The organism is Rhodococcus sp. SB1D, assembly GCF_048573875.1.
Lineage (GTDB): Bacteria > Actinomycetota > Actinomycetes > Mycobacteriales > Mycobacteriaceae > Rhodococcus_F > Rhodococcus_F qingshengii.
In genome coordinates, this window is sequence record NZ_JBMAIQ010000004.1 from 316,390 (window position 1) to 338,599 (window position 22,210).

Genomic DNA, 22,210 nt, shown 5'->3' on the forward strand with positions numbered 1-22,210 from the left:
AGCCTTATCGACTCATTGCTCTTCGGATTGACGATGTGGCGACTGCAGCATCGGGCTGAGCCCCCCGCACCGCCCGAAAACGCGACCGTCGACGTGTTCATCACCACCTACAACGAACCAATTGATCTAGTGATGCGCACTGCTGTCGCTGCGAAGGCGATCGAATATCTGCACACCACTTGGATACTCGACGACGGAAACCGCAGCGAGCTGGCCGCCGCGGCATCTTCCGCCGGGGTGGGGTACCTGACTCGTTCGTCGAACTGGGTCGGCAAACCTCTCCATGCAAAAGCCGGCAATCTCAACAATGCGCTGCTCGAGACCGATGGCGAGTTCTTGTTGATATTGGATGCCGATCAGGTCCCCGAACCGCAAATACTTCACCGCACTCTCGGGTACTTTCGAGACCCGAAAATGGCGTTGGTGCAGACACCCCAGTACTTCGTGAACGTGCCGCCTTCCGACCCGCTCGGTAGTCAGGCACCACTGTTCTACGGACCGATTCAACAAGGTAAAGACGGCTGGAATGCGGCTTTCTTCTGTGGATCCAACGCGGTACTGAGACGGGAAGCGCTTATGCATCTCGGGGTTACCCAGTACGTCAGGGCGGTCGAGGACAGTGTCGACCGGGCATTGCGCACCGCAAAAACGGTTCTCCAGACCACTCGTAAACAGGTCGGTGCCGACGAGCGGACTGTTCTTGCCGCTCTCGACGCGGTCGAGGACGCGGTGCAGGGCGCACGGGCGCGACGAAGAGCGCAGGAGCCGCTGGCCGAGATCACCTATCGTTTTCAGGCACAGGTAAAGTCGGCTGCCCGGGAACTCGTCGACGCTGATCTGACGATGATGCGCGCCGATCTTGAAGCAATCGAGGCTATGCACCATATCGGTGAACAATCGAGCGCTGCTGGTGAACTGGACTACGAGGCTCTCTCCATTCTGGCAGAGCACCAGTGGTCACCTTTGGGGGCGATCGAATCGATTCGCACATTGATCGATGACGTCGATGTGGACCGCTCGGACGAAGCGCAGCCGATGCTGCCGCTCGCCACGATTTCGGTCACCGAGGACATGGCCACGTGCATGCGGTTGCACGCGCTCGGCTGGAACTCCGCGTACCACCACGAGAACCTCGCTTACGGCCTTGCGCCTGAAAATCTGAAAACTATGCTGACGCAAAGACTTCGGTGGGCGCAGGGCACGATTCAAGTGATGCTGCGAGAAAACCCGTTGATGCAGAAGGGGCTGAGCATCAGCCAGCGGCTGATGTACTGGTCCACGATGTGGAGCTATCTCGCAGGTTTTGCCGCTATCGCGTATTTCGCAGCCCCTGCGATCTATCTCGTCGTCGGTGTTCTGCCGGTTCAAGCTCTCAGCTGGGATTTCTTCAGCCGTCTCATACCTTTCCTATTGCTCAATCAGGTGCTCTTCTTCGTGGTCAGCCGTGGTACCCCGACCTGGCGCGGCCAGCAGTACAGCCTGGCGCTCTTTCCTGTCTGGATCAAGGCGTGCACGACGGCGTTTCGCAACGTCTACCTGGGTCGCCCCCTCGGATTTGCGGTCACTCCCAAAACCAAGCAGACACAGAACGCGCTACCGTGGCGCCTCGTCATACCACAGTTGACCGCAATGACAGTGTTGGCAGGGGCAACGGTTGTCGGGATCGTGCAACTTTACCGAGGCGCGATTTCCGTTCTGGGCGTGAGCGTTAACCTTTTCTGGGTACTGTTCGACATGGCGATATTGAGTGTAGTTATCACCGCGGTGCGTTATCGCGGACCTGACGAGGAAGGCTGACGATGCCGAGTTACGCGACCCGAAGCCTCGACAGCGGCGTGGTAGTCATCTCGCCGCAGGGGCGGCTGAACATGGTGTCCGCCCCGGGCCTGCGCGCACACCTTCACGAGCTCGTGGAAAGTGGCAGCGCCCGAATCGTGGTTGATCTCTCCGGTATCGAGTTCATCGACAGCTCGGGGCTCGGAGTATTGATCTCCGGATTGAAGATCGCCAGGCAGGCAGGCGGTGATCTCCGAATCGCCGCTCCCTCACTGCAGGTCGAAACTGTACTGGAACTGACCAACTTGAATCGCGTATTGCGGGCGTATTCGTCGAGCAATGAAGCATTCGAAGACGAGCGATGAAACCGGCCGACATCCGTGTCATCGAGGAAGTGACTTCCGCAACGACACTGGACTCGATCCACGCGCTACTTGCAGAGGTGTTCGCTGAACACGCGATCGACGACATGCATGCCATGCAGTTCGAACTCGGCGTCGCCGAGATCGGAGCCAACATTGTCGAGCATTCGGGTGGAAGTGAACCCGTTGCTCTACGGCTCGAAATTGAGGCATTGACCGGCCATATCGAGGCGCGTTACATCGACGACGGTCAGCCTGCCCATGTTGACCTCGGTGCCGTCTCTCTGCCCGACGAATTCGCCGAACGCGGCCGCGGAATCGCCATTGCACTCAATGTTCTCGACGAACTCAGCTACCGCAGAGTCGACCGAAAAAATTATTGGCGGCTCGTGCGAAACCTGACCTCCCCCTGACCACCAATCAGTCACCGCGCGGTATAGAGGCAACGACGTGGGGCAACACCCACCCTGGTCGTCAATTGTGCACTCGAAACATCGAATGGCGCCCGCGAGCCGTCGCGTGTGGCGGCATGGACATACTCCGTCTGTCTGGTTCTGTAGGTAGCGTTCTCGGCACTGGACGGGACGAAGAGGAGGGCGACAGTGGGATCTACGGAGGGGTCGGACCCGCGGACCTGACGCGGCAGCAGTACGTCCAGAGGTCAGGCCAGCCGAACTGGTCGCCGACGAATGCGTCGACCGTCGCGGGGAGTGTGAACCCGAGTGACGAGAGGAAAATGCCGTAACCGCACTCGCACAGATGCGGCTGCGCATGCTTGACGGCTGGACTACGACGCCGGGGGTCCTGTGCTCGCCGTCGCCAGCGGCTCCTGCAGGGGCGCGGGTGCCGGCTCGACTGATACGGCGGCCGGGGTGGGTGTGTGACTCGTGGGGTGGACGTATGAGTGCTGTGCCCGATGAGCCGTGTGCCCGTACCGGGCAAGGGCTGAGTTCCCGAACAGTATATCCGGCCGACCGTCCGTGTTGCTCGACTTGTCGCAGGCGAGGTGAGAAGTATTGTGCAGCCTGCGAAGTGACCGCATGGACGTCGGCGGTGGACCGAGTGGACTGAACTGCGGATCAGTTCGTGGGCTGCCATTTTTGGACTGTAGTCGTTGGGTGTCTTCGGATCTGTTTTCGGAGGCAGCGAAGGAGGATTGTTTATCGGCTGCGCACCGCGAGCTCGGCTTCTCCTCCGTGTAATTCCCCGTGTCTGACGTTTCCGAAAGTTGTGACTTGGGTAACTAGGCCAGGGTCGATGAGGAGGCAGTGATGGATGTAATCGTGTGGGCCGAATCCGAGGAACGTGAGCGGTGGTGGCGTCAGGTCGTGGGCCTCGCGCCCACATGCGAGCATGGCGTGGCAGCTGATGTCGGTGAGCTGGCTGCACGTGGATTGTCTGCGACGTCGAGGATGCGCGTTTCGGTCCGATCGTTTCATGGCGTGACCGCGGCTTGAGTGTAGCCGCCGGATCACGCGCGGTCGTGCAACTCGGGATTGTGTTTTGTGTTGTGTGAGTGGGTGATTCAATGTCAGAGGGAGCAGTGGCGATGGTGAATGTAGTTCTGTTGCTCGTGATGCTTGGTGTCGGTCTGATCGTGGTGATGTGCCTGGACTTCAAATGGGTTCAGTTGCCCTTGCGTGGCGAACGTCGGCGGCGTGCTCGGCATGCTCATGTGGGTATCGGGAAGCGGCTCTGTCAACTTAACTGGGCCGTGAGTCAGGGAAGATTGTCAAATGAGCCTTGAAGACGAGACACGGGCCCAGTACAAACGGCACCGCTATCCCGCGGAGATCATCGTGCACTGCGTGTGGCTGTACTACAGGTTCACCTTGAGCTTGCGGGACGTCGAGGAGTTGATGCTCGCCCGCGGCATCGTCGTCTCGCACGAGACGATCCGAACGTGGTGCAGGAAATTCGGGCACGAATATGCGCGTGGCCTGCGCCGACGCGCTCCCGAACCCGGCGACACATGGTTTCTGGATGAGGTGTTCGTCAAGATCGGCGGCATCCGGAAATAACTGTGGCGGGCGGTCGATCAGGACGGCAATGTCCTCGACGTCCTGGTTCAGTCACGACGAAACGCGAAGGCGGCGAAACGCTTCTTCGGCAAGTTGATGCGCAAGCAGGCCCGGGTTCCGAGGGTGCTTGTGACCGACAAGCTCGCCAGTTACGTTGTGGCGCATCGAGAGTTGATGCCATCGGTCGAACACCGGCGCTCGAAGTACCTCAACAACCGGGCTGAGAACTCGCACCAACCCACCAGGCAGCGTGAACGGGCAATGAAGTTCTTCCGCTCACCGGGTGCAGCGCAACGGTTCCTGGCGGTGTTCAGCGCCATCTCGCCGCACTTCCGGCCCGGTCGACACAAGCTCACCGCGAGCGATTACCGCTCCGAAATGACCGGCCGATTCGCCACGTGGAACGACGTCACAGGTATACCCGCCGCTGCCTGACCTGGTTTCCCTCCAGCAGAATCCGTAGAGGCATGGCCGAATGCTGATGATTCCCAATTGTGTACAGTTAAGTTGACAGAGCCGTGACGTATTGTATGTAATTCGGTTGCGGGGCAACGCAGTGTGGATTGCGCTGTGGGACTTCCTCTTCGAGTGATTATGCAAAGCACACACCAGATCGGTGATTCGAACCATCCCGAACAAGGCAAGCCACCGCCAACGAAAAAGGCTCTGGGGCAAAGGATATGAATGAGGGAGCCCCGGAAGAAGTGTTCTATTCGGGTTTCCAGGGGCTAGGATTTGCAGATGAGCGAAATCGGAGCGCATAGCGGTAAGTCGCGTAGAACCGACGCAGTAGTTATTTCCATCGCTGTCATCGTCATTGGACTGATCGTGTTTGTGATTGGATTGTGGGCCCCATGGGGGAGTGCGTTAGGCAACGCCGGAGGATTATGTGCTGATCGTGCACCGTGGGGCACACCTGCGAATCCCCCCTATCCGGGCCCTCCCGGTGTCAGCCCCGTGCGCTCTTGGTGGCCGGTCGGAGTGACGTGTGAAGGCCCCGATCCGGTCACTGGTGCAAATATCAGCGTCAAGCCTGAGGGGTGGGGCCCATCAGTTGTGGCCTACACCTCCCTGATCCTCGTAATTCTCAGTGTGGTCATGCTCTCGATTCAACTAAAGCGGCCGAAGAACCCATAGTCGCTCTGACTAGGTCAATCCGATACCAGGACGATTGCGCCAGCGGATCGCACCCCTTGATCAGGCTTCCCGCCAGAAGTCTATTTCGCCGTGGGCCGGGCGCTCCGTGCGTCGTCGTGTCCGAGGATGCAGTTTCGGGTCGCTGGCGGCGTCGATACTTGTTACGGCGAGCTCGCAACTGATGCACTGCGGCAGCCGTCAGTTCGTCAGCGACACCGCATCTTCTGAGAGCGTACAGGGTTTGGGCAGCAAAGTTGCTACCCACAAGTGCGGTGCCCCGGCGCGTGAATATCCGACGAGGCTCAAACAACAGTCGACGCGTGTGTCCGCACGGTATCGATTGCTGGACACACGCGTCGACGTTCGTGAGATCAGGAAGTGATTGTCTGCCCCGTCGCAGCAATCCACTTGATCCAACCGTGTTCGAAGTTCACCTGGCGATCTGCGCCGACAGCGAACTCATCGGACGTAGGGAATCCGAACCGTCCACCCTCCCAGCCTTCTTGGCCGTAACGGATGAAAATGGCTCCGTGCACGGCATGCGATCGCCCGACCGGGAAACCGAAGTAGATATTGCCGTTCTGGAAACGGTTGAATCTACCTTGACCATTTGGTGTTCCGAGCTCCCCGCTCGTCGGCCAACCAACAGCGGAGGAGGGGCCCCCGTCATTGGAGTACTTCAAACCGATGTTGCCGTAGACCTCCCAGGCCCCGCTGCTGGGGTTCCAGTACATGCGACCGTTAGTGAAGTCTTGGGTTCGCGTGAGGTTTGTGTTGCTTTTCGGTGCGATCTCCGCGCTAACACACGGGCCCACCGGGCCGTTTCCGCCGCCGATTTGTAGATACCGAGTGTTGATGGCCCCACCAATTGTGCAGTTGGCGTAGTAGGTCGGAGGTAGACCGGTCCAATGCTCGTACCCGCCGGGCGCGAACCACTTCCGTTCATACCCGCCGGACGTGTCTCGAGTGGTTCTGGCGTAGTCCACTGCAACTCCGAAAACGTCCTCGCCACCCGGGTAGGTGAAGGCTCCCTCACTGAGTCCCATGCACCACGATGTTCTGGTCAGATTTCCGCAGTCATTGTGTACGAGTTGATAATTCACACCGAACTGCGATGACGGTTTCGTTCCACGTTCGGTCGTGACGAGGGTTGTCACCTCTGGGCTGAGGCCAGCGTTTTGCGGAAGGCGGCTTGGGCGTCCGACACCGATTGCGAAGCCTTGTTGCTCGCATGGGTCGGTTGCGTCGAACCCATCGAAATAGAAATCGAGGGTCTTCGAACTTCCAGGTGATGTTGCAAACCAGCTGATGACCTCACCGCCAGATGTTCCACGTGCGGCCCAGAAATTGTCGTCAGTGTTGCATCCTGGATGTGTTTCACCCGAAAGCGGCGGATCCCAAAGGTTGTATTCGAGTTCCAATCCCCATTCGGTATCTATGCCTTGGGGGTTGTTCGGCGACTCGTTCCACCAAAATGTATTGTCGATCACCGCTTTCGACTGGTACTCCTGAGCCATTCCTCGTGCATGCGAGGGTGCCCAATTAGGTACGGCGTAGGGGTTTCCTGTCCGGGCTTGAGGTTGTCCCTCTGGAGGTGTGATCACTACGCCCGAAGGGGCCGGAGCTTCCTGAATCACCGGTTCGGGAGCAGCTTCGGCGACTGGTAGTTCCGAAGCTTCTGTTCGGATGTCTTCGGCCAGCTGCGGACTCTGTCCTTCGTCAACACGAACGGCGCTGATTCGGGCTTCCGTTTGGAAGTTGTCCCGAACCTCTTGTGCCAGTTCGGAAACAGCGTCCTCGGCCCTGACGTTCCCGACGAAGTACTCGCCGACCAAAGTGCCGTTGTCGATCCTGAGAGCTGTTATGCCGGGCTGAATGAGACTTGCGGCGTCCTCAGCGGAGACTGGATGTGGAAGTTCAACGAGTGTCGCGTCCTCCGGGGACACCGTGGGGCTTGGTGTGGTCGACGACGGTGTGTGGGCTGGTGTGGTCGACGACGTGGTGGTCGAAGACTCCGGTGCTGGATTGTCGTCAACTGCCGGTATGCAAGGCGCCGTCGTGGTGGGCTCGGAGGTACTCGTCGGTGTGGTCGTTGTTGTGGTGGTCGAGGTGACCGGATCGCACGAGTCGTCGACCTGCGTGGGTGCGCCGTTTCCGGGCGATTCTGCAGGTTGGGCCATACTGGCTGCTATCGGCGTCGTGACCAGGAACAGTGCGGTTGTCGAGATCGCGAGAGCGCGCGTGAGTTGTCTTCGTCGTGTTAAGTGTGGAGCAGACTTCAAGGCCATTCGTTACCCCTCAACTACCTGACAGTTCGGCGTAGCACTGATGGCTCCGCTCTTGGAAATGCTGGATCGGATCGCCACCGGTGCAACGATTCTGGGAGTCTTCCGCGCTCTCGTTACTGGTGGCGATCGCTGCTCACGCTAAAGAGTTACTCATGAGTTTCACAGGGTTCGTTGATACCGGTTTGGTAACAGACCGGTCTGATTTGTTTAGGCTGCAGGTCGGGATGGTTCCGTCTGTGAAAGTTAGTACTTTTGATGGGGCCCCGAATTGTGGAGCATTTGGTCCCTTATGGTGCATATGTCCGAAATGATTGACTTGCAGGGCTTCTCGCGTTCCTAGGCCGCACGAGCTGCCACGTTCGTAGTCGACTCGTGACACCGAACCAAATCACTTTGGCGGGTCAACCGCCCATCAGACGGCCTTGCCATGGTTGATGGTGAAGGTTGGTGGGCGTCCTGCCGCTTGTGGGGCTACGCGCCGCGTTCGCTAGTGAAGTGACTGCGGGGTTTCGCTTCCAACGAGGACCTCGAGAGATCGAGAAACAGTGCAGTGCCCTGCGGGCTCGGATGGTTCCGTTCTCGCGGGGCACTGCAATGGTGCCGTGTTGGTGTCGGACCGCAGTCCCTTACCTGTTAGGGGTTACGCGGCTTCGAGCCGTTCGCGGAGCTTGTCGACCGTGTTCGGGCCCGGGTACAGCTTTACGATTTCGGCTCGGTGGTCGGTGATGTCCTTGAGCCGCAACTGGTTCGGGCTTTGAGCAGTGAACCAGCGAGAGGCGAGATCGTCGTGGACGGGTGGTCCCGATTTCCTGTTCAATCCCTTCTTCTTTGCGAACACCGACCAGATATGTTGCTGCGAACACAACCGAGCGACGCGGTTCCCGCCGGCGATGATGCCTCGACATGGCAATTCGTCAGCGATGAACCGGTATCCGAAGGCTGGATCGTCGGCGTGAATGTCGTAGGCAGCGTTGATCAGGTGTGCGTTATCCCAGTCGCGCTGAGTGATTGGGCTTTCCTTCCATGTGTGGAACCCTTGCATCGAGAAGCCGAGCACCCGGCAGAGCACCGTGACGGGAATTCCGTCCTCGGCAAGGTCGCGGACCAGCGGGAACATCCTTTAGGGTTGACGTCCCGGGACAAGTAGGTGACGGCGCGTCGCATTACTTCCGCTTCCTGCTCGAGCAGTCGTATCCGCCTCTTCGCTTCGCGCAGCTCTGCGGATTCGTCCTTGGTCATTCCAGGCCGGACGGACTCGTTGCATGTGGATCTCGGCTGGCTGGCGTGGTGCACCGATCTGCTGCGTGATCGCCCGTAACTGATCTTCTGCGGGCCGCCGGCCACCGGGAAGACGCACATCGCGAAGACGTTGGCTCGCTATCTCGCCGGCCCGGACAACGTCACCATCGTGCAATTCCACCCTGCCTACAGCTACGAGGATTTCTTCGAAGGCTTCCAGCCCACCCCGCGCAGCGATGGTCAGGTCGGCTTCGAACTCAAGCCGGGCCCGATGCGCCGCTTGACCGACCGCGCCCGCACGCATCCTGATCAGTTGTTCGTGCTGGTCGTCGACGAGATCAATCGCGGAAACCTCGCCAAAATTTTCGGTGAGTTGTACTTCCTGCTCGAATACCGCGACGAGGCAATCGATCTGATGTACTCCTCGGACAAGGCCGAGCCGTTCACTCTGCCACGCAATGTGGTCATCATCGGCACGATGAACACCGCGGACCGCTCGATCGCTCTCGTGGACACCGCCATGCGCCGCCGCTTCGGATTCATTGCGCTGCACCCAGCGCAGGAGCCCACGAAATCGGTCCTGAGACGCTGGCTCACCGCCCGCAAGTACCCGCAGCGTGTCGCGGACCTGCACCACGCTTTGAACGCTGCGATCGACGATCCGGACTTCCAGATCGGACCCTCGTATTTCATGCGCCCGGCGGTCCACAGTGATGGGGGATTGGCGCAGGTATGGGACAGCGCGATTATCCCGTTGCTCGAGGAATTCCACTTCGGTGATCGCACCGTGGATCTCGAAGCCCGATACGGCCTTGCTGCTCTGGAGAAGAGCCTGACCACCGGTGAATGACCCAGTTACGGTGACCCTCTTCGAGCGGCCACCATGCGGTTACGGCTGCGCCGGCTGCCTGGTGTGCCGCCCGCAGGTGGCGTTGACGCCGGAGGGCGCTGCAGCGTTCGCGGCCACCGGACTGGTCACGGTCACACCCACGACCACTCCCAGCGTGTTCACACTGACTGGCACCCGGAAAATCGGGGCCGTGACCATCGATGCTCTCACTGTGAGGGTGGAACCGAAAACACCGATCAGCCGCGTGATGTGGATGATGGGCTACGTCCGTGACCCTGCGTGGTGGTCACAGCACACCGCACTCGCTGACACGGATACCGACCTGGTTGCGGCGTTGGCCGAAGCGTTCGTCGTGGCAGCCGAGCGAGCGACTGCTCGCGGGTTGCTTTCCGGCTACCGCGAAGTCGAAGACTCGGGCCCGGTCTTGCGCGGACGGCTACGCGCGGGCGATCAGATCACCCGACGATTCGGGCTCGCCCTGCCTGTGGAGATCCGCTACGACGAGTACGACGAAGACATCGCCGAAAACCAGCTGCTGCTCGCCGCCACCGTGATTCTGCTCGATTCCGCGGTAGTCCCGCCCCGTCTGCAGACGAGGCTGGCCAGGCTCCGCCGCGCCCTCGCAGACGTCACATCGCCCACCGCTGGTGCCGAACCGTCCCCGGCGCGAACGAGATTGAACGAGCGCTACCACTGGGCATTGCAGTTGGCGGTGCTGATCACCGAGCATCGGTCCATCGAGCACCGCATCGGGACTGTCGTCGTGCGAGGCTTCGTCCTCGACATGTGGAAAGTGTTCGAGGATTTTCTGATGACCACCACCGCTGCTGCGATCGCCCGCCGCGGCGGCACCGGAGTGCGCCCCGGATCCGGCCCGACACGCTACCTCGATCATGGCCGCAGCGTCACTATCGAACCTGATCTGACCTGGTGCGACAGCGACGGCAAGCCTGTGGCGGTGATAGACGCCAAGTACAAAACGGTCACTGCCGGCAAGAGGGGGCCGAACGCGGACATGTACCAACTGACTGCCTATTGCACCGCACTCGGCCTCCGCGAAGGGCACCTGATCTACACGAAAGGCGACACCGCCTCCCATGCGGTCGAGGTTATAGGCGCCGACATCACCATTTACTGCCACGCCCTCGACCTGACCACGCCGCCAGCGGAGTTGCTGGCCTCGATCGATGCGCTCGTCGAGACTATGACGGCTCGGCACGGTGATGAATTCTCAGTGGTCGGACACGGCTCGTAGTCGTTGCGGGCAAGCCGGATCTGAGGATGACGCATTGGGCCCGATGACGCATCTGCTCGTCGACGTCTCGAGTACCTCCGGTTTGTCTTGCCCCGGACCTTGCTAGATGAGCGGCGGGAGCTGAAACCACGCTGAGCGGTTTCAGCGCCCACCCACCCTCATCGCGCGATGCGGTACGTGCTCCACCGGCGCTTGACCAATCTGACGGTTCGCAGGCGCGGTCGCATCAACACTGCCCACACGAGAATCACCACGAGCCCGGCCGGCCAACCAATCGAGATCGTTGCGACTATCGCGCCGGCGAAGAAACCGAGAAGCATCGAGTTCAGTATCGCGCTGCTGGCATACCATTTTTTGATCGCCCACTCGCTCGAAAAATTCGACCGATCGTCCGCGTGATCTGTCAGTTCGGCAAGGCAGAGCAACACTTCTCGTGCCACGTTCAACACGATCAGTGCGATAGCGAGGTTGATGATGGTGGTGGTGGTGTGTGAGGTGATCATGGTTCTCCTTGGGGTTTAGCGTGCACGGTAGCGACCGCGGTTCCGGTGCTTCCGACATCGAACACATCGCCTTCTCCACCTCCCGGTCTTGTGCATACACACTCGTGGTTTCGGTGCCTTCGACGCGAAGTGCAGGCAGCGCGATAGTGGTGAGCCGTGACTGGAGAACCGATCTGGTAACAGGCGCACTGATAAATCGGAGACCGAAAGGGCAGATAGAGGCCTGCGAGCGCCCAGCCGCAAGTTGCCACCTTGCATTGTTACGTTGTGTTGTCTCGGTGAAGTCTCTACCGAGAATTCACCGTGGTGGGCGCCTCATGAGATCGCGCAAAACGTGAGCTGCCGCCCGGCAATCTGTCTCTAACTGCTTCGCTTCCGGCCAACCGAATGATGCACGGTCGCCGACTTGTCGGCTTTCGGCGCTACGGTCGACGAAACCAGAGGACCATCAGGGGGATCGATGAGCTACGAAAGCGACTTCGACGCAGCACTCAACCGGGGGCGGGTCTATGACAGTGCCGAGCAACTGCGCGCTACTCCGGAGGGAACGCCGATCGCCGATGCTGAAGGCAGGCAGTGGGTCCGCGGATTCAACGACCCGGCCGAACGACGGTGGCGACGCCGAAAGGCTCCGCGGCTGATCTGGGTTGGCATCGGCGGCGCTCACGACCGGTGCCCGTCTTCCGAGATCTCTCTCCCCGCCACGCATGCGGCCACCGAGGACTTCTGGCCCTCGACCCTCGTGGAGGGTTCGGAGACGCCCGTGTCGATCGGGGCGATCGCCGGAGGCTGTATCGGTGGCAACCCCGGCCTCTCGCTGTGGAACGGGGCAGAGGCACTCGCCCGTGACTTGTTCTCAGGTGCAGGGAAATCGAACACGGATGGTGGCGGCAGGAACCAAGTCGACCCGACAGGCTGGATCGACGGCAGCGACATCGTGACGATGCAGAACGCCCACTCTGCGGACTACCTGCTGACCCCGATGTCGACCCCGATCGCCGCGATACCGGCGAATCTCGCGAACCCCTTCACCTCGACGTCGTGGAATGAGACAGGTAAAAATTCGCCGACGAGCAGCTGAGAAGATAGACAGTTATCGGCATCTCGGTAGAGGAGAATTTCGTGGAGCAGGGCGACCAAGTGAGAATCGGGACCGAAGGCGTCTCGGTGTTCACGATCCTCAGCGTCGACGAGGACGCTCACTCCGCAATCATCGAATCCACCACGGACGCACCGGGCAAGTATCCGTTTCCGGCGAAGCTGGCCAATCTTGTGCCGGCTACCTGACGGCACTGCCGGATCCACGTAAGAAGAAGGGCGTCGATCGAGGGATGCTGCGCCCAAAGTATCTAGTCGACGACCATGTCGTCGGCAATCGCCGTGGTCCGCTCGGAGGCGATGGGTGGTAACCGCGCCGCCGCAGACGCTTCTGGGCAAGAGGTCGCCGAGGCTGTGGCGCCCCGCGCGGAACGATGAAAATCCCTGGCCTGTGCACTGTGAGAATGCCCGCGAATCGAGGTGGGGTTCGTCAAGCATTGCGTGTGGGCTCCGTTTCAGCCCTGACGTCCACGCTGAGCAGAGAATGGGCGCTCAGCGAGTCCGAGTTAGGGTGAAACCAGAGATCAGGCGGCCCGAATTCCGTCGCGACCCTTTTGCGGAAATTTCGAAATGGCGATACTTTGGGTTGCACCGACGCAACTTGTCAGGATTGCAAGCCAACCCTGACATGCTGAGGAAACAGAAAAGCTGGGCATCCGCATCCAAACGAAAGCCCAGCTCTCTGCCTAACGGAACAGTTCAATGAGGACCAGGGCCACTGACGCGATAGCTGTAACTATCGCCACGTAGTCCCGGTCCTTCCGTTTTTTACGCGGAAGATTGACCATTCGTTCCACCTCCTCCCCTCATCAGCAGCTCCAGGAGTGGAGCGCAGACTGTGGAGAGCCACCGTTGAAGGCTTGGAGGCGATGTGATGCCTTGGCCGAATGTCTCTTAGATCTTCGGTTCGTGCATCACTGTCGATAACTTTAGCCGGTGACCTTCCCTGAGAATGCCAACACAACATCTGAGGCATGGGCTCTTCGGTTGTATGAAGGCTCGTTAGAGGCGGTTGCGCGGTGAGTTGACCGGGGCATGTGGGCAGTCCGCACGAGTATTTGACGTGATCGAGATCACATGGATTCTGGGTGTGGGCGTACATCCGTGCCAACGCTCTGGGTTGGGATCCGCTCGTGCGATGAGGGCGGAGCCGGCCTTCCATGGGAAGTCCAATGTCGTCAAACCCGGCAGTGCTGGACCTCGACGTTGCCTGATGACGATTGCGACTCGATCTCATCGGTCAGTCCCGTGGTGTGTTCCGACGGTTGGATGGGTGGATGCGTGCCTCGGCGATCTGCTCCAGTTCTTCCTGCGAGAGAAGATAACTCAGGCGATCGAACCCGCGCTCACGCCTGTCCAGGATGCGGCGGTACTCGGTGAGCATTCGCGAATACATGTCGAGGGTGGGGTGATGGGAGTTGCCGTTGTCGTTGCGCTCCAACTGCGGCTTGAGCTCCGTCCAACGGTCCTCTTGCATCTGGAAGTCGACGTAGTCAGCCATGTGCCCCTCCAGTGCGTCGTTGTGGTCGAATCCCTTGAATTCCAGTCTGGATCTCAGTTTCTCGGCGACAGGTGTTCCGTTCTCGGAGAGGTGCTCGGCGCTGTAGGTGATGACGCGGAACATCTCGAGGATGTCGATCACGCGTTCACAATCCCGTATCGATAACTCGGTGCTGAAACCGGCGACCTCACGCCAATACTCGCCCGCGTAGCCGGCCTCGAGCATGTGCGCCCGCTTGAGTTGGTAGTCGAGATTTCCATCATCGCCATTGGCGTCCTCCGGCAGAACCCTCCCGAGGATGCGGTGGAGAAGGGAGAGCACCTGACGGTCGGCGATCCGCATGCTCTCCGGCGCGGGCTCGTCGCCGTGCTTGACCTCTCGGTCGTAAACCGGGACGACTGTTTCCATGAGGAGGTTTCGAACGAATTCGCTCAGGGTGATCCCTTGCTCGTCTGAAAGTTCCTTGAGCTGATCGCGAACTCTGTCGTCCACGCGGATGTTCAGGACTGCCATCTCAAACTCCGATGTTCGTGTATGACGTTTACTGTAGCACTGTCATACATTTGAGTCGGATTCCTTGCTACCTTGAGCAGGTTCTGTGCGTTGACCTGCGGAGACGGTAGGTGTCTTGTGAAAGCCCTGGTGGTGCGAAGGGGCGCATGAACCATGCAGAGAGGCGGTCCGCTGCACAGGTCTACTCGCTATTCGGTGTGTCCGTCCTCAAGAGTTGGCGCAGGGCGAGGGCGGCGTATGTGGTGCGGTTAGCCAGCGATGTGTCGTTCGTATCGACAGTGTCCTGTTCGATCTCGGGCAGCTGTTCGAGGCTCCACTGCTCGCGCGGAATGAGTTTCGCGAATTCGGCCTGCAGGAACTCGTGATGCCAGATCTCCGTCCCGCCGCTTTCATCGTTTGCGTTCCCCGCCATGGTGACGAACCGAGCACCGAGGCTGGACAGAGTCACGTCCGCGTCGGATGCCATCAATTCCTGCGCTCTTTGGCTGAGCTGTGCCCAGAGGTCGTCGTCGAGGTAGTGCAGGAAACTGGCGACCATGTGCGTTCGTCGCTTGTCAGATGGAATGTCCGTCGTCAGATCCAGCATGGATCGTTCGAGAACTTCTTCCCTGACTTTGCGGGTCGCTGCGACGACCTTGGCGGTGTCGATCGAGGCCAATTCGATAGGGCGGGAGAGTACGTCGATGATGGTGGATAGGCCGAATTCACCGTGGTAGTCGGCGGCGATCTTGTCCGCCGCTCCTGCCTCGGCCTGTGAAATCGCGTGTCCGAGAAAGGCATAGATCACCATCGACCACCCGCTGAAGGCCAGGTCGCGCCCGTCTGTGGAAAATTCGCGAGTGAGCAGATGGGCAGCCTGTGCACATTGTGGTGATGGAGCCCCATCGATGACGCCGAGGTTCTGCGTGACCTTGCCGCGAAGAAGTCGCCTTCGTTGCTCGTCGGGTAAACACTCGCGCATGACGGACGCGTCCGGCCACGCACCGGTGTGCACCAGCTCCGTCAGCTCAGCCTGGACGTCGGCATCTCGAATATCGCGAACTGGCAGGCCGAACGCGAAGTACCGCTCGAAGTATGTTGTGTCACGAACCTGGCAGCGCGCGTCGCGGGCCCGGACGTAGAACCCGGTGGGACGCGGGAGCGTGTGGGGAAAGAGGCTGACGAGCATGGCGTAGAGCAGGTGAGCTTCGAGACTTTCGGGTGTGAGGTCGACGAGTTCGGCGATTTGCTCCTGCCGCTGTGCGGCAGTGAGTTTCGGTTTCTGGTCCCAACTGGGCGCATTGCCGACGAGTTCCTTACGCCAGCGGGGAAGCATGGTGTACAACGGCGGATATTCGAGCCGAATGAAGGTGATCAGGGTGGCGTCGAAAAGGTCCAACTCGGAGCCACCGACGAGTGAGAGCATGATGTCGACCTGGTTACACAGTCGGTAGATGCTGCGCAGCGTGAGGCGGTCTGTCGGAAGGAGAGCGAAGACGTGGTCAGAGATGTCTTCACTCTGGTCATCGGGCTCGCCGTCGGGGTTCGACAAAAACGCCGCATCGTGGGTCGTTGCGATTCCGCGTAGTTGATCGCGGAACTCGGTTGCGAGGTGTTGCATTTGGATCGGTGGAAGCACGAAGGGGTACTGGACGATCTTCTCGAGGTACTTGCTCGCGCGCCGCCGCTTGTTTCGGGCGAGGTCGGTTTCTACGAGGACATCGATCACGGTCTCTTCGTCGTAGGACAGCAGGTAGTGGACACGATCGAATCTACCCAGAAGTCGAACTGTCTTCATCACCGATAGCAGTTCGTCGGAGTGCAGTCGGTCGACGTCGTCGACAATGACGAGAAAGTTCTTACCCGTTTTCCCGATTGCCTTGGAGATCTTGGTGAACCGTCGGGAGAACGGATCCGGCTCCACATCCGAGACGAAGTCGTCAGTCTGGTCGGCGACGGTGTCGGTCACCGTATCCAGAGCATCCTTCACGAAGCCTTTGCCTACGTACTTCTCGAGGAGCGATTTTCCGAGGACCTTCAGTACCGCCGCCCCAGCCGGAGCCGCAGCAGCCAAAAGCCGTTTAGCTGTCTCTCCGTCCGGGCCCTCGGGCATAGCGGCGGCGATCGCGTTGTAGAACTCTTCTATCAGCGCCAACGGGTCTCCAGCTGACCACGGCGTGAACGAAACGACGGACCAGTAGTCAGAGTGATCCTTTTCCATGACCTCAGTGGTCATGTTCAGGACCGACGACTTGCCGCTTCCCCAGGGGCCGGCAAGCCCGAAGACCACGCTCGGGCCGTCACCTGCGCGACAGATGCGGTTCGCGATTCGGCGGGAGAAGTCCGCGCGGCCGAGCCGATCTTGTCTCAGATACTTGATCTCGCCGTCAGGGTTGATTTCTGTCGCCGAGTCGGATGTGGATTCTGCTCGTGTGTCTCTCACGCTGTGATGATCGCAGGCTGCCGACGTGCAGGTCACTGTTCGGTACGTGTTGATGTGCACGGACCGAGACGGCGCAGGTCTCACAGACAGGGCGCGATGCCGTCGGCATCTAATGCCGGTGTTTCGTTCTGTCGTCCGGTTGGTCCGTGCGCGGCTCGTAGCGAGTCGAGTGCGGATGCCGTCGATCGAGCCGCTTCGAGCCGCTTCGCTCCGCTTTCTGAACCTTGGTTCGCACCAACCGAATTCACTTCTTTGCTGGCGGGCAAGATGTATGTCTGTTTTGCGGAAAAGCGTCGGCATCTCGGCAGAGGGCCGCAGCAAGTACAACGAGCACATCGATTGGCTGCCGGCGAGTTGCGCAGATAAGGGCCACAGCGGCCATGGGGGGGACTCGCCCCGAGCTTGTATTCGAGTTGCAATTTGTGTCCGGATCAGCGTTGCTTCCGCGCGAATTATGCGCGTTTCGGGGAAAACGTGGATTCACCTGATAGGTTGAAAGCGTTTCCAAACGACTTCATGTTGGCACGAAGGGGCGCGGCTGATGCAGCGTAAGGCTGTGGTCTCGGGCAGTGATCATGGACGAGCAGTGAGCGGCGGACGGGTGACGATCAGTACCGTCGCCGACGCGGCCGGTGTGTCGATCGCGACGGTCTCCCGGGTGATGAGCGGCAGTTCGGCGGTCACTCCGGAACTGGCTCAACGTGTCAGTAAGGTCGCGGAGGAACTGTCGTACCGGCCGAGTAGCGCTGCCCGCGGGCTGGCTAGGGGTTCGATGCGAAACATGGGCGTGTTACTGCCGGATCTGTCGAATGCTTATTTTTTCGATGTGGTCAAGCAGATGCACGACGCGGCGAGCGCCGACGGCTACCGCATGCTGGTGGCGGACTATTCGGGTGGTGCCGCGGACGAGTACGCGACCGCGGTCGATCTACTCGGCCAAGTGGACGGGTTGGTTCTGTTGTCGTCGCGCATTTCGGTAGATGGACTCAAAATGCTTGCGCGACAGCGCACTCCTGTTGTCCTGGTCAATCGTGTCGAGCTGGGTATCGATATCCCCATGGTCGGGGTGGACAACTTCACCGCCATGCTGGAACTGTGCGGTCACCTGGCGCAGCTCGGGCATCGTAAGGTTGTCTACCTGGCTGGGTCTCCGCTCGCCTGGCAGAACCGGGAGCGCCTTCGCGCGGTGGAAGCGTCGAGGGCATTCGGTATCGATTTCGTCGTAGTGGAGTCCGATGGCACCATCGAAACGAGCTACGGCAAGGTCGAGGAGGCACTCACTCACGATCCCACCGCAATAATTTGCTTCAATGATCTGTCGGCAGTAGGTGCCATATCGAAGCTTCGCGACTTGGGAATGTCTGTGCCCAAGGACATCTCGGTCACTGGCTTTGATGACATTGAATTGGCTCACCATATCGAGCCGAAGCTGACGACGGTGCGAAGTCCTAAATCGATTATCGGTGAGCAGGCGTGGTCCATGATGCAAGGTTTGCTCGCCGACAGGTCAGTGGAATCCCCGCCGCTCTCGCCTGCTGAACTGGTAATTCGTGAGTCGACAGGCGCGGTACCTGCGTGAGCACGTCCGCGAGTTGTCCATCCCCTGATGAAGTCAGATTCGGCGAAGTCCGTGCACAGCAGCGGTGACTGCGTCGGTCGGAGGTTGTCTCCACCAGAAGTTGCTGAGAACTTCCACTTCCACCAGACCGTCGTACCCCGCCGTCGTTGCAGCCTTCAGAAAGGCGGGCAATTCGATGCATCCGTCTCCGGGCATGCCCCGGCTGGACAGTTCGTCATGGATAGGGGTCATCCAATCTGCTATCTGCACCGACAATATTGATCCTGCAGCGCGGGTGGTCTCAGTGCTGAGTTCGGCGTCCCACCACACGTGGTAGCTGTCCAATGCAATACCGACGTGTGATGAGTCGATTCGCTCGACGATGTCGTTTGCTTCACGTAGGGAGGTGATCGCCGATCGGGTGGAAGCCATCATCGGATGCATTGGTTCGATGGCCAGTCTCACACCGGCCTCGCGGGCGTAGGGTTCGAGTTCGGCTATCCCGTCGAAGATTTGGGATCGTCCACCTGTGAGGTCGCGACCGACCGCAGCGCCGCAGACCAGCACGAGGCAGTCTGCGTTCAGGTCGGACGCCTGATCTACTGCTTTATAGTTGTCTTCCAATGTCTTTCGTCTGGTGGCCTTGTCCGGTTGAGGAAACATGCCGCCCCGACATACGGAAGTGACGCGTAGTCCGCGCTCGGCCACTTCACGGCCGTACGAAACGAGGTCGCAGTCGTCGAGGACATCGCGCCACAAGCCGACACCACCGAATCCGGAGTGCTCTGCAAGATCTACCACTTCGTTCAAGTCGGCGCCGCGAATGGTGGCGGAGTTGAGGCTGCATCGTGAGATATCCACATCAGACTCCGTGCACTGCGAAGTACCTGTATGCGCGATCTGCGCTGAAATCGGGGTCGGTGAAGAGCCCGATCTTTCCTGCCTCGACGGCCACTGACGCGAGATGTTCGAGGCTGCGCCCGGTTTCGAATCCGGAAAGCATTCGGAAATGATTCTGTTGCCCGTTGAGGTACGCCAGCCAGGCAACGCCTACTTTGTAGTACTGAGTCGGTGTGGCAAAGATCAGTCTGCTGAGCGCTTCTGTCGGCCCGAGGATTTCGTTGAAGCCGGCAACGTCGTCAGCATCGAGGCGGCGAAATGCCGCCGACGCGAACGGGGCGACTGCGGCGAATGCGCCGAGTAGCGCGTCACTGTGATGATGCTCGTCGCCTGCGATGAGATCGACGTAGTTGTAGTCGTCGCCGGTGAAGACTCGAACGTCCGCCGGAACCTGTGCACGTAGAGATTTCTCGAGTTCCGCATCGAGCACCGATACCTTGATGCCGCGGATCCGAGCGCTGTCGCGTTCGAGGATGCCGCGGACCGAGGTGATGGCTTCCCATGGATCGGTGGCTCCCCAGTATCCGTCCAGTTGCGGATCGAACACCGATCCGAGCCAGTGCAAAGTCACAGGTCTTGTCGCATGGGACAGAACGTGGTGGTAGACGTCGGCGTAGTCGTGTGCCGATGCTGCCGTCCTCGCCAGGTGCCGGCTCGCCATCATGACCACATCGCCTCCGAGTGATTCGATCGACTCGAGTTGCTCTACGTAGGCATCTTTGATCTCGGTCAGTGTTACCGAACGAGATGCGAGTTGATCGGTGGCAATACCGACGACGACGCGTGCCCTGCGCGGGGCTGCCGCCTCCAGAGTTCGACGAGCGAGTTCTCGCGCACCTACCCAGTCCAGTCCCATTCCTCGCTGCGAGGTGTCCATCGATTCGGCGACTCCGAGTCCGAGATCCCACAGGTCGTGGCGAAGTTGCAGAGTGGTGTCCCAGTCGATGTGGTCGACTCCGTTGCTCACGCCCGCGCTGGATGTGAGCGGATTGGCGACGACATGGGCTGCCGCATACACCTCTCGGCTAGTGGGAGGGGCTGTCGAGATTTCCAATTGTGCGGGTTCGCCGAGTTGCCGTACTCGTCGGCCGAGGAGGGAACTGTGCGTCGTGCTGGCGGACATCGAGTCTCCTGTAAGCGTTTTCTTGATGTTGTTTGAATCACACTATACTGTGACCTATTACGCGGTCCAGGCCGAATGTGATCGCAAAACTACGATAGAAAGCACTTACAGGAGCTGACATGCAGAGAGTGTCGACAGCAGCCGAAGCGGTCAACGCCATTTCACGTGGTGCCACCGTGGCCCTCACCGGATCCGGCGGCGGCATTCTGGAGCCGGATCTTCTGCTCGCTGCAATCGAGGACCGCTTCCTCGCCACGGGCGAACCGATGGATCTCACCGTCGTCCATGCGTTGGGCATCGGCGATCGAAAGAGCAAAGGGACCAACCATCTCGCACACGAAGGCTTGGTCAAGCGGGTCATCGGTGGACACTGGACCTGGTCGTCGACGATGGTCGAACTCGTGCGGACCGATCGGGTCGAGGCATACGCCTGGCCTGCTGGTGCCATCAGTCAACTACTGCGAGAGATCGGCGCACGCCGCCCCGGTTTGATCACACAGACGGGGCTGGGCACCTTCGTCGATCCCCGGCATTCCGGCGGCAAGTTCAACAATGCCGCGACCGAGGATCTCGTCGAGGTGATTACGCTCGACGGCCGAGAGTATTTGCGCTACAAGCCGTTCACCGTTGATGTCGCCATCGTGCGCGGCGACACGATCGACCCACTCGGCAACATCTCCTGTGCCCACGAAGCGGCCCAACTCGACGCCCTCGCCGTCGCGCAGTCCGCCAAGGCGAACGGGGGCCTCGTGATAGCCCAGGTCAAGAACGTCTCCGAACAACCGCTGGACCCACGACTGATCCACATTCCGGGTGTGCTCGTAGATCACGTCGTGATCAATCCGGCTCAATGGCAAACCTACGCAGGAGAATTCGATCCCGAACTCAGTGGTGACTCCCGTTCGGGGGCCGCAGTAGTGCCCGCCGACGACGATCCTGTGCGCATGCTCATCGCCCGTCGCGCGGCCGACGAGGTACGCGACGGTGACGTGCTGAACGTCGGTTTCGGCGTCGCAGCCCTCGTGGTCTCCGCACTCGCGGAGCAGTCTCGCCTCGACAGGGTCACCCTTGCGATCGAGCAGGGCTTGATCGGCGGCACACCGGTGTCCGGAGATTTGTTCGGCGCCTCCCGCGGACCTCGCGTCGTCCACTCCTCGACCACCCAGTTCGACCTTTTCGCAGGCGGATTACTCGATGTCTGCGCCCTCGGCATGGCGCAGGTGGACGAGACGGGCGCAGTGAACGTCAGCAAGATCGCCGGCGGGATCGTCGGTCCGGGCGGATTTATCGACATCTCCCAGAACTCACCCCGCGCAGTGTTCTGCGGCACATTCACTGCCCGCGGACTCGATGTAGCCGTCGTCGACGGCGAACTCGTCATCCGCAGCGAAGGCAGCGTCCCGAAGTTCGTCGCAGCAGTGGACCAGGTGACCTACTCCGCCGAACTCGCGCTCGCTCAAGGCCGCTCCGCGGTGTACGTCACCGAGCGCGCGGTCTTCGAACTCACCGCGGCCGGCCTCGCACTCATCGAAGTGGCGCCCGGCATCGAGATCGAACGAGACATTCTGCCGCACATGGGCTTCACACCCATTATCGACAATCCCAAAGTCATGAATCCATCCCTCTTCGCGGCTCTGACCGCATCCGTCTAAGGAGACCCTTCG

General features: G+C 60.1%; 17 protein-coding genes and 2 pseudogenes. 12 read left to right on the plus strand and 7 right to left on the minus strand.

Annotated features, from left to right (window positions below):
- Positions 1-93: 93 nt before the first annotated feature.
- From ACN50D_RS12985 to ACN50D_RS13005, 5 genes and pseudogenes are all read left to right on the plus strand, one after another.
- Positions 94-1,797, plus strand: a complete 1,704-nt coding sequence (locus ACN50D_RS12985; RefSeq protein WP_372450142.1) for a glycosyltransferase family 2 protein — start codon at positions 94-96, stop codon at positions 1,795-1,797.
- A 2-nt stretch (positions 1,798-1,799) separates the two neighbouring features.
- Positions 1,800-2,141, plus strand: a complete 342-nt coding sequence (locus ACN50D_RS12990; RefSeq protein ID WP_212633742.1) for an STAS domain-containing protein — start codon at positions 1,800-1,802, stop codon at positions 2,139-2,141.
- A complete protein-coding gene (locus ACN50D_RS12995; protein WP_212633743.1) occupies positions 2,138-2,551 on the plus strand; it encodes an ATP-binding protein in 414 nt (137 codons plus the stop codon). Before ACN50D_RS12990 ends, ACN50D_RS12995 begins: the two co-directional genes overlap by 4 nt.
- An 858-nt stretch (positions 2,552-3,409) precedes the next feature.
- Positions 3,410-3,595 (plus strand): hypothetical protein, encoded by a 186-nt coding sequence (locus ACN50D_RS13000; RefSeq protein ID WP_212633744.1) that lies wholly within the window; start codon positions 3,410-3,412, stop codon positions 3,593-3,595.
- Positions 3,596-3,874: 279 nt separating this feature from the next.
- Positions 3,875-4,594: pseudogene (locus ACN50D_RS13005) on the plus strand (IS6 family transposase).
- Between the two features lie 1,073 nt (positions 4,595-5,667).
- Here the strand turns inward: ACN50D_RS13005 and ACN50D_RS13010 are convergent.
- Complete coding sequence (locus ACN50D_RS13010; RefSeq protein ID WP_212633745.1) at positions 5,668-6,342, minus strand: LGFP repeat-containing protein; 675 nt, start codon at positions 6,340-6,342, stop codon at positions 5,668-5,670.
- A 901-nt stretch (positions 6,343-7,243) separates the two neighbouring features.
- Here ACN50D_RS13010 and ACN50D_RS13015 point away from each other — a divergent pair.
- On the plus strand, positions 7,244-7,606 hold the full coding sequence (locus tag ACN50D_RS13015) for a hypothetical protein (RefSeq protein WP_212633746.1): 363 nt from the start codon (positions 7,244-7,246) through the stop codon (positions 7,604-7,606).
- Positions 7,607-8,275: 669 nt separating this feature from the next.
- On the opposite strand, the pseudogene ACN50D_RS13020 reads toward ACN50D_RS13015, so the two are convergent.
- Positions 8,276-8,829, minus strand: a pseudogene (locus ACN50D_RS13020) (IS3 family transposase); the annotation flags it as partial.
- 76 nt (positions 8,830-8,905) lie between these two features.
- On the opposite strand from ACN50D_RS13020, the gene ACN50D_RS13025 reads away from it, so the two are divergent.
- Entirely contained in the window at positions 8,906-9,673 is a 768-nt protein-coding gene (locus ACN50D_RS13025) for an McrB family protein (RefSeq protein ID WP_307850538.1), read from the plus strand.
- Positions 9,666-10,928, plus strand: coding sequence for an McrC family protein (locus tag ACN50D_RS13030; protein WP_212633747.1), 1,263 nt, complete (start codon positions 9,666-9,668; stop codon positions 10,926-10,928). The genes ACN50D_RS13025 and ACN50D_RS13030 overlap by 8 nt, the downstream gene beginning before the upstream one ends.
- Positions 10,929-11,086: 158 nt before the next feature.
- Here ACN50D_RS13030 and ACN50D_RS13035 read toward each other — a convergent pair whose 3' ends face one another.
- Positions 11,087-11,431, minus strand: a complete 345-nt coding sequence (locus ACN50D_RS13035; RefSeq protein WP_212633748.1) for a hypothetical protein — start codon at positions 11,429-11,431, stop codon at positions 11,087-11,089.
- A gap of 460 nt (positions 11,432-11,891) precedes the next feature.
- On the opposite strand from ACN50D_RS13035, the gene ACN50D_RS13040 reads away from it, so the two are divergent.
- Both ACN50D_RS13040 and ACN50D_RS13045 read left to right on the plus strand, forming a co-directional pair.
- Complete coding sequence (locus tag ACN50D_RS13040; RefSeq protein ID WP_212633749.1) at positions 11,892-12,512, plus strand: hypothetical protein; 621 nt, start codon at positions 11,892-11,894, stop codon at positions 12,510-12,512.
- 41 nt (positions 12,513-12,553) lie between these two features.
- Positions 12,554-12,718 carry a hypothetical protein gene (locus tag ACN50D_RS13045; protein ID WP_212633750.1) on the plus strand — a complete coding sequence of 55 codons (165 nt, stop codon included), beginning with the start codon at positions 12,554-12,556 and terminating at the stop codon, positions 12,716-12,718.
- Positions 12,719-13,769: 1,051 nt separating this feature from the next.
- Here ACN50D_RS13045 and ACN50D_RS13050 read toward each other — a convergent pair.
- Positions 13,770-14,543 (minus strand): YfbU family protein, encoded by a 774-nt coding sequence (locus ACN50D_RS13050; protein WP_212633751.1) that lies wholly within the window; start codon positions 14,541-14,543, stop codon positions 13,770-13,772.
- 181 nt (positions 14,544-14,724) lie between these two features.
- Positions 14,725-16,965 carry a KAP family P-loop NTPase fold protein gene (locus ACN50D_RS13055; RefSeq protein WP_212633752.1) on the minus strand — a complete coding sequence of 747 codons (2,241 nt, stop codon included), beginning with the start codon at positions 16,963-16,965 and terminating at the stop codon, positions 14,725-14,727.
- 661 nt (positions 16,966-17,626) lie between these two features.
- Between ACN50D_RS13055 and ACN50D_RS13060 the strand changes: the two genes are divergently transcribed.
- The gene (locus tag ACN50D_RS13060) at positions 17,627-18,544 is read left to right on the plus strand and encodes a LacI family DNA-binding transcriptional regulator (protein ID WP_307850539.1); all 918 of its coding nucleotides are present in this window, start codon (positions 17,627-17,629) and stop codon (positions 18,542-18,544) included.
- 33 nt (positions 18,545-18,577) lie between these two features.
- Here the strand turns inward: ACN50D_RS13060 and ACN50D_RS13065 are convergent, their stop codons facing one another.
- The gene (locus tag ACN50D_RS13065; RefSeq protein ID WP_212633754.1) at positions 18,578-19,384 is read right to left on the minus strand and encodes a sugar phosphate isomerase/epimerase family protein; all 807 of its coding nucleotides are present in this window, start codon (positions 19,382-19,384) and stop codon (positions 18,578-18,580) included.
- A 1-nt stretch (position 19,385) separates the two neighbouring features.
- On the minus strand, positions 19,386-20,546 hold the full coding sequence (locus tag ACN50D_RS13070; protein ID WP_212633755.1) for a DUF993 family protein: 1,161 nt from the start codon (positions 20,544-20,546) through the stop codon (positions 19,386-19,388).
- Positions 20,547-20,665: 119 nt separating this feature from the next.
- Here ACN50D_RS13070 and ACN50D_RS13075 point away from each other — a divergent pair, with 119 nt between their 5' ends.
- Positions 20,666-22,198: an acyl CoA:acetate/3-ketoacid CoA transferase gene (locus tag ACN50D_RS13075; RefSeq protein WP_212633756.1), complete on the plus strand. Its 1,533-nt coding sequence runs from the start codon at positions 20,666-20,668 to the stop codon at positions 22,196-22,198.
- Positions 22,199-22,210 lie beyond the last annotated feature (12 nt).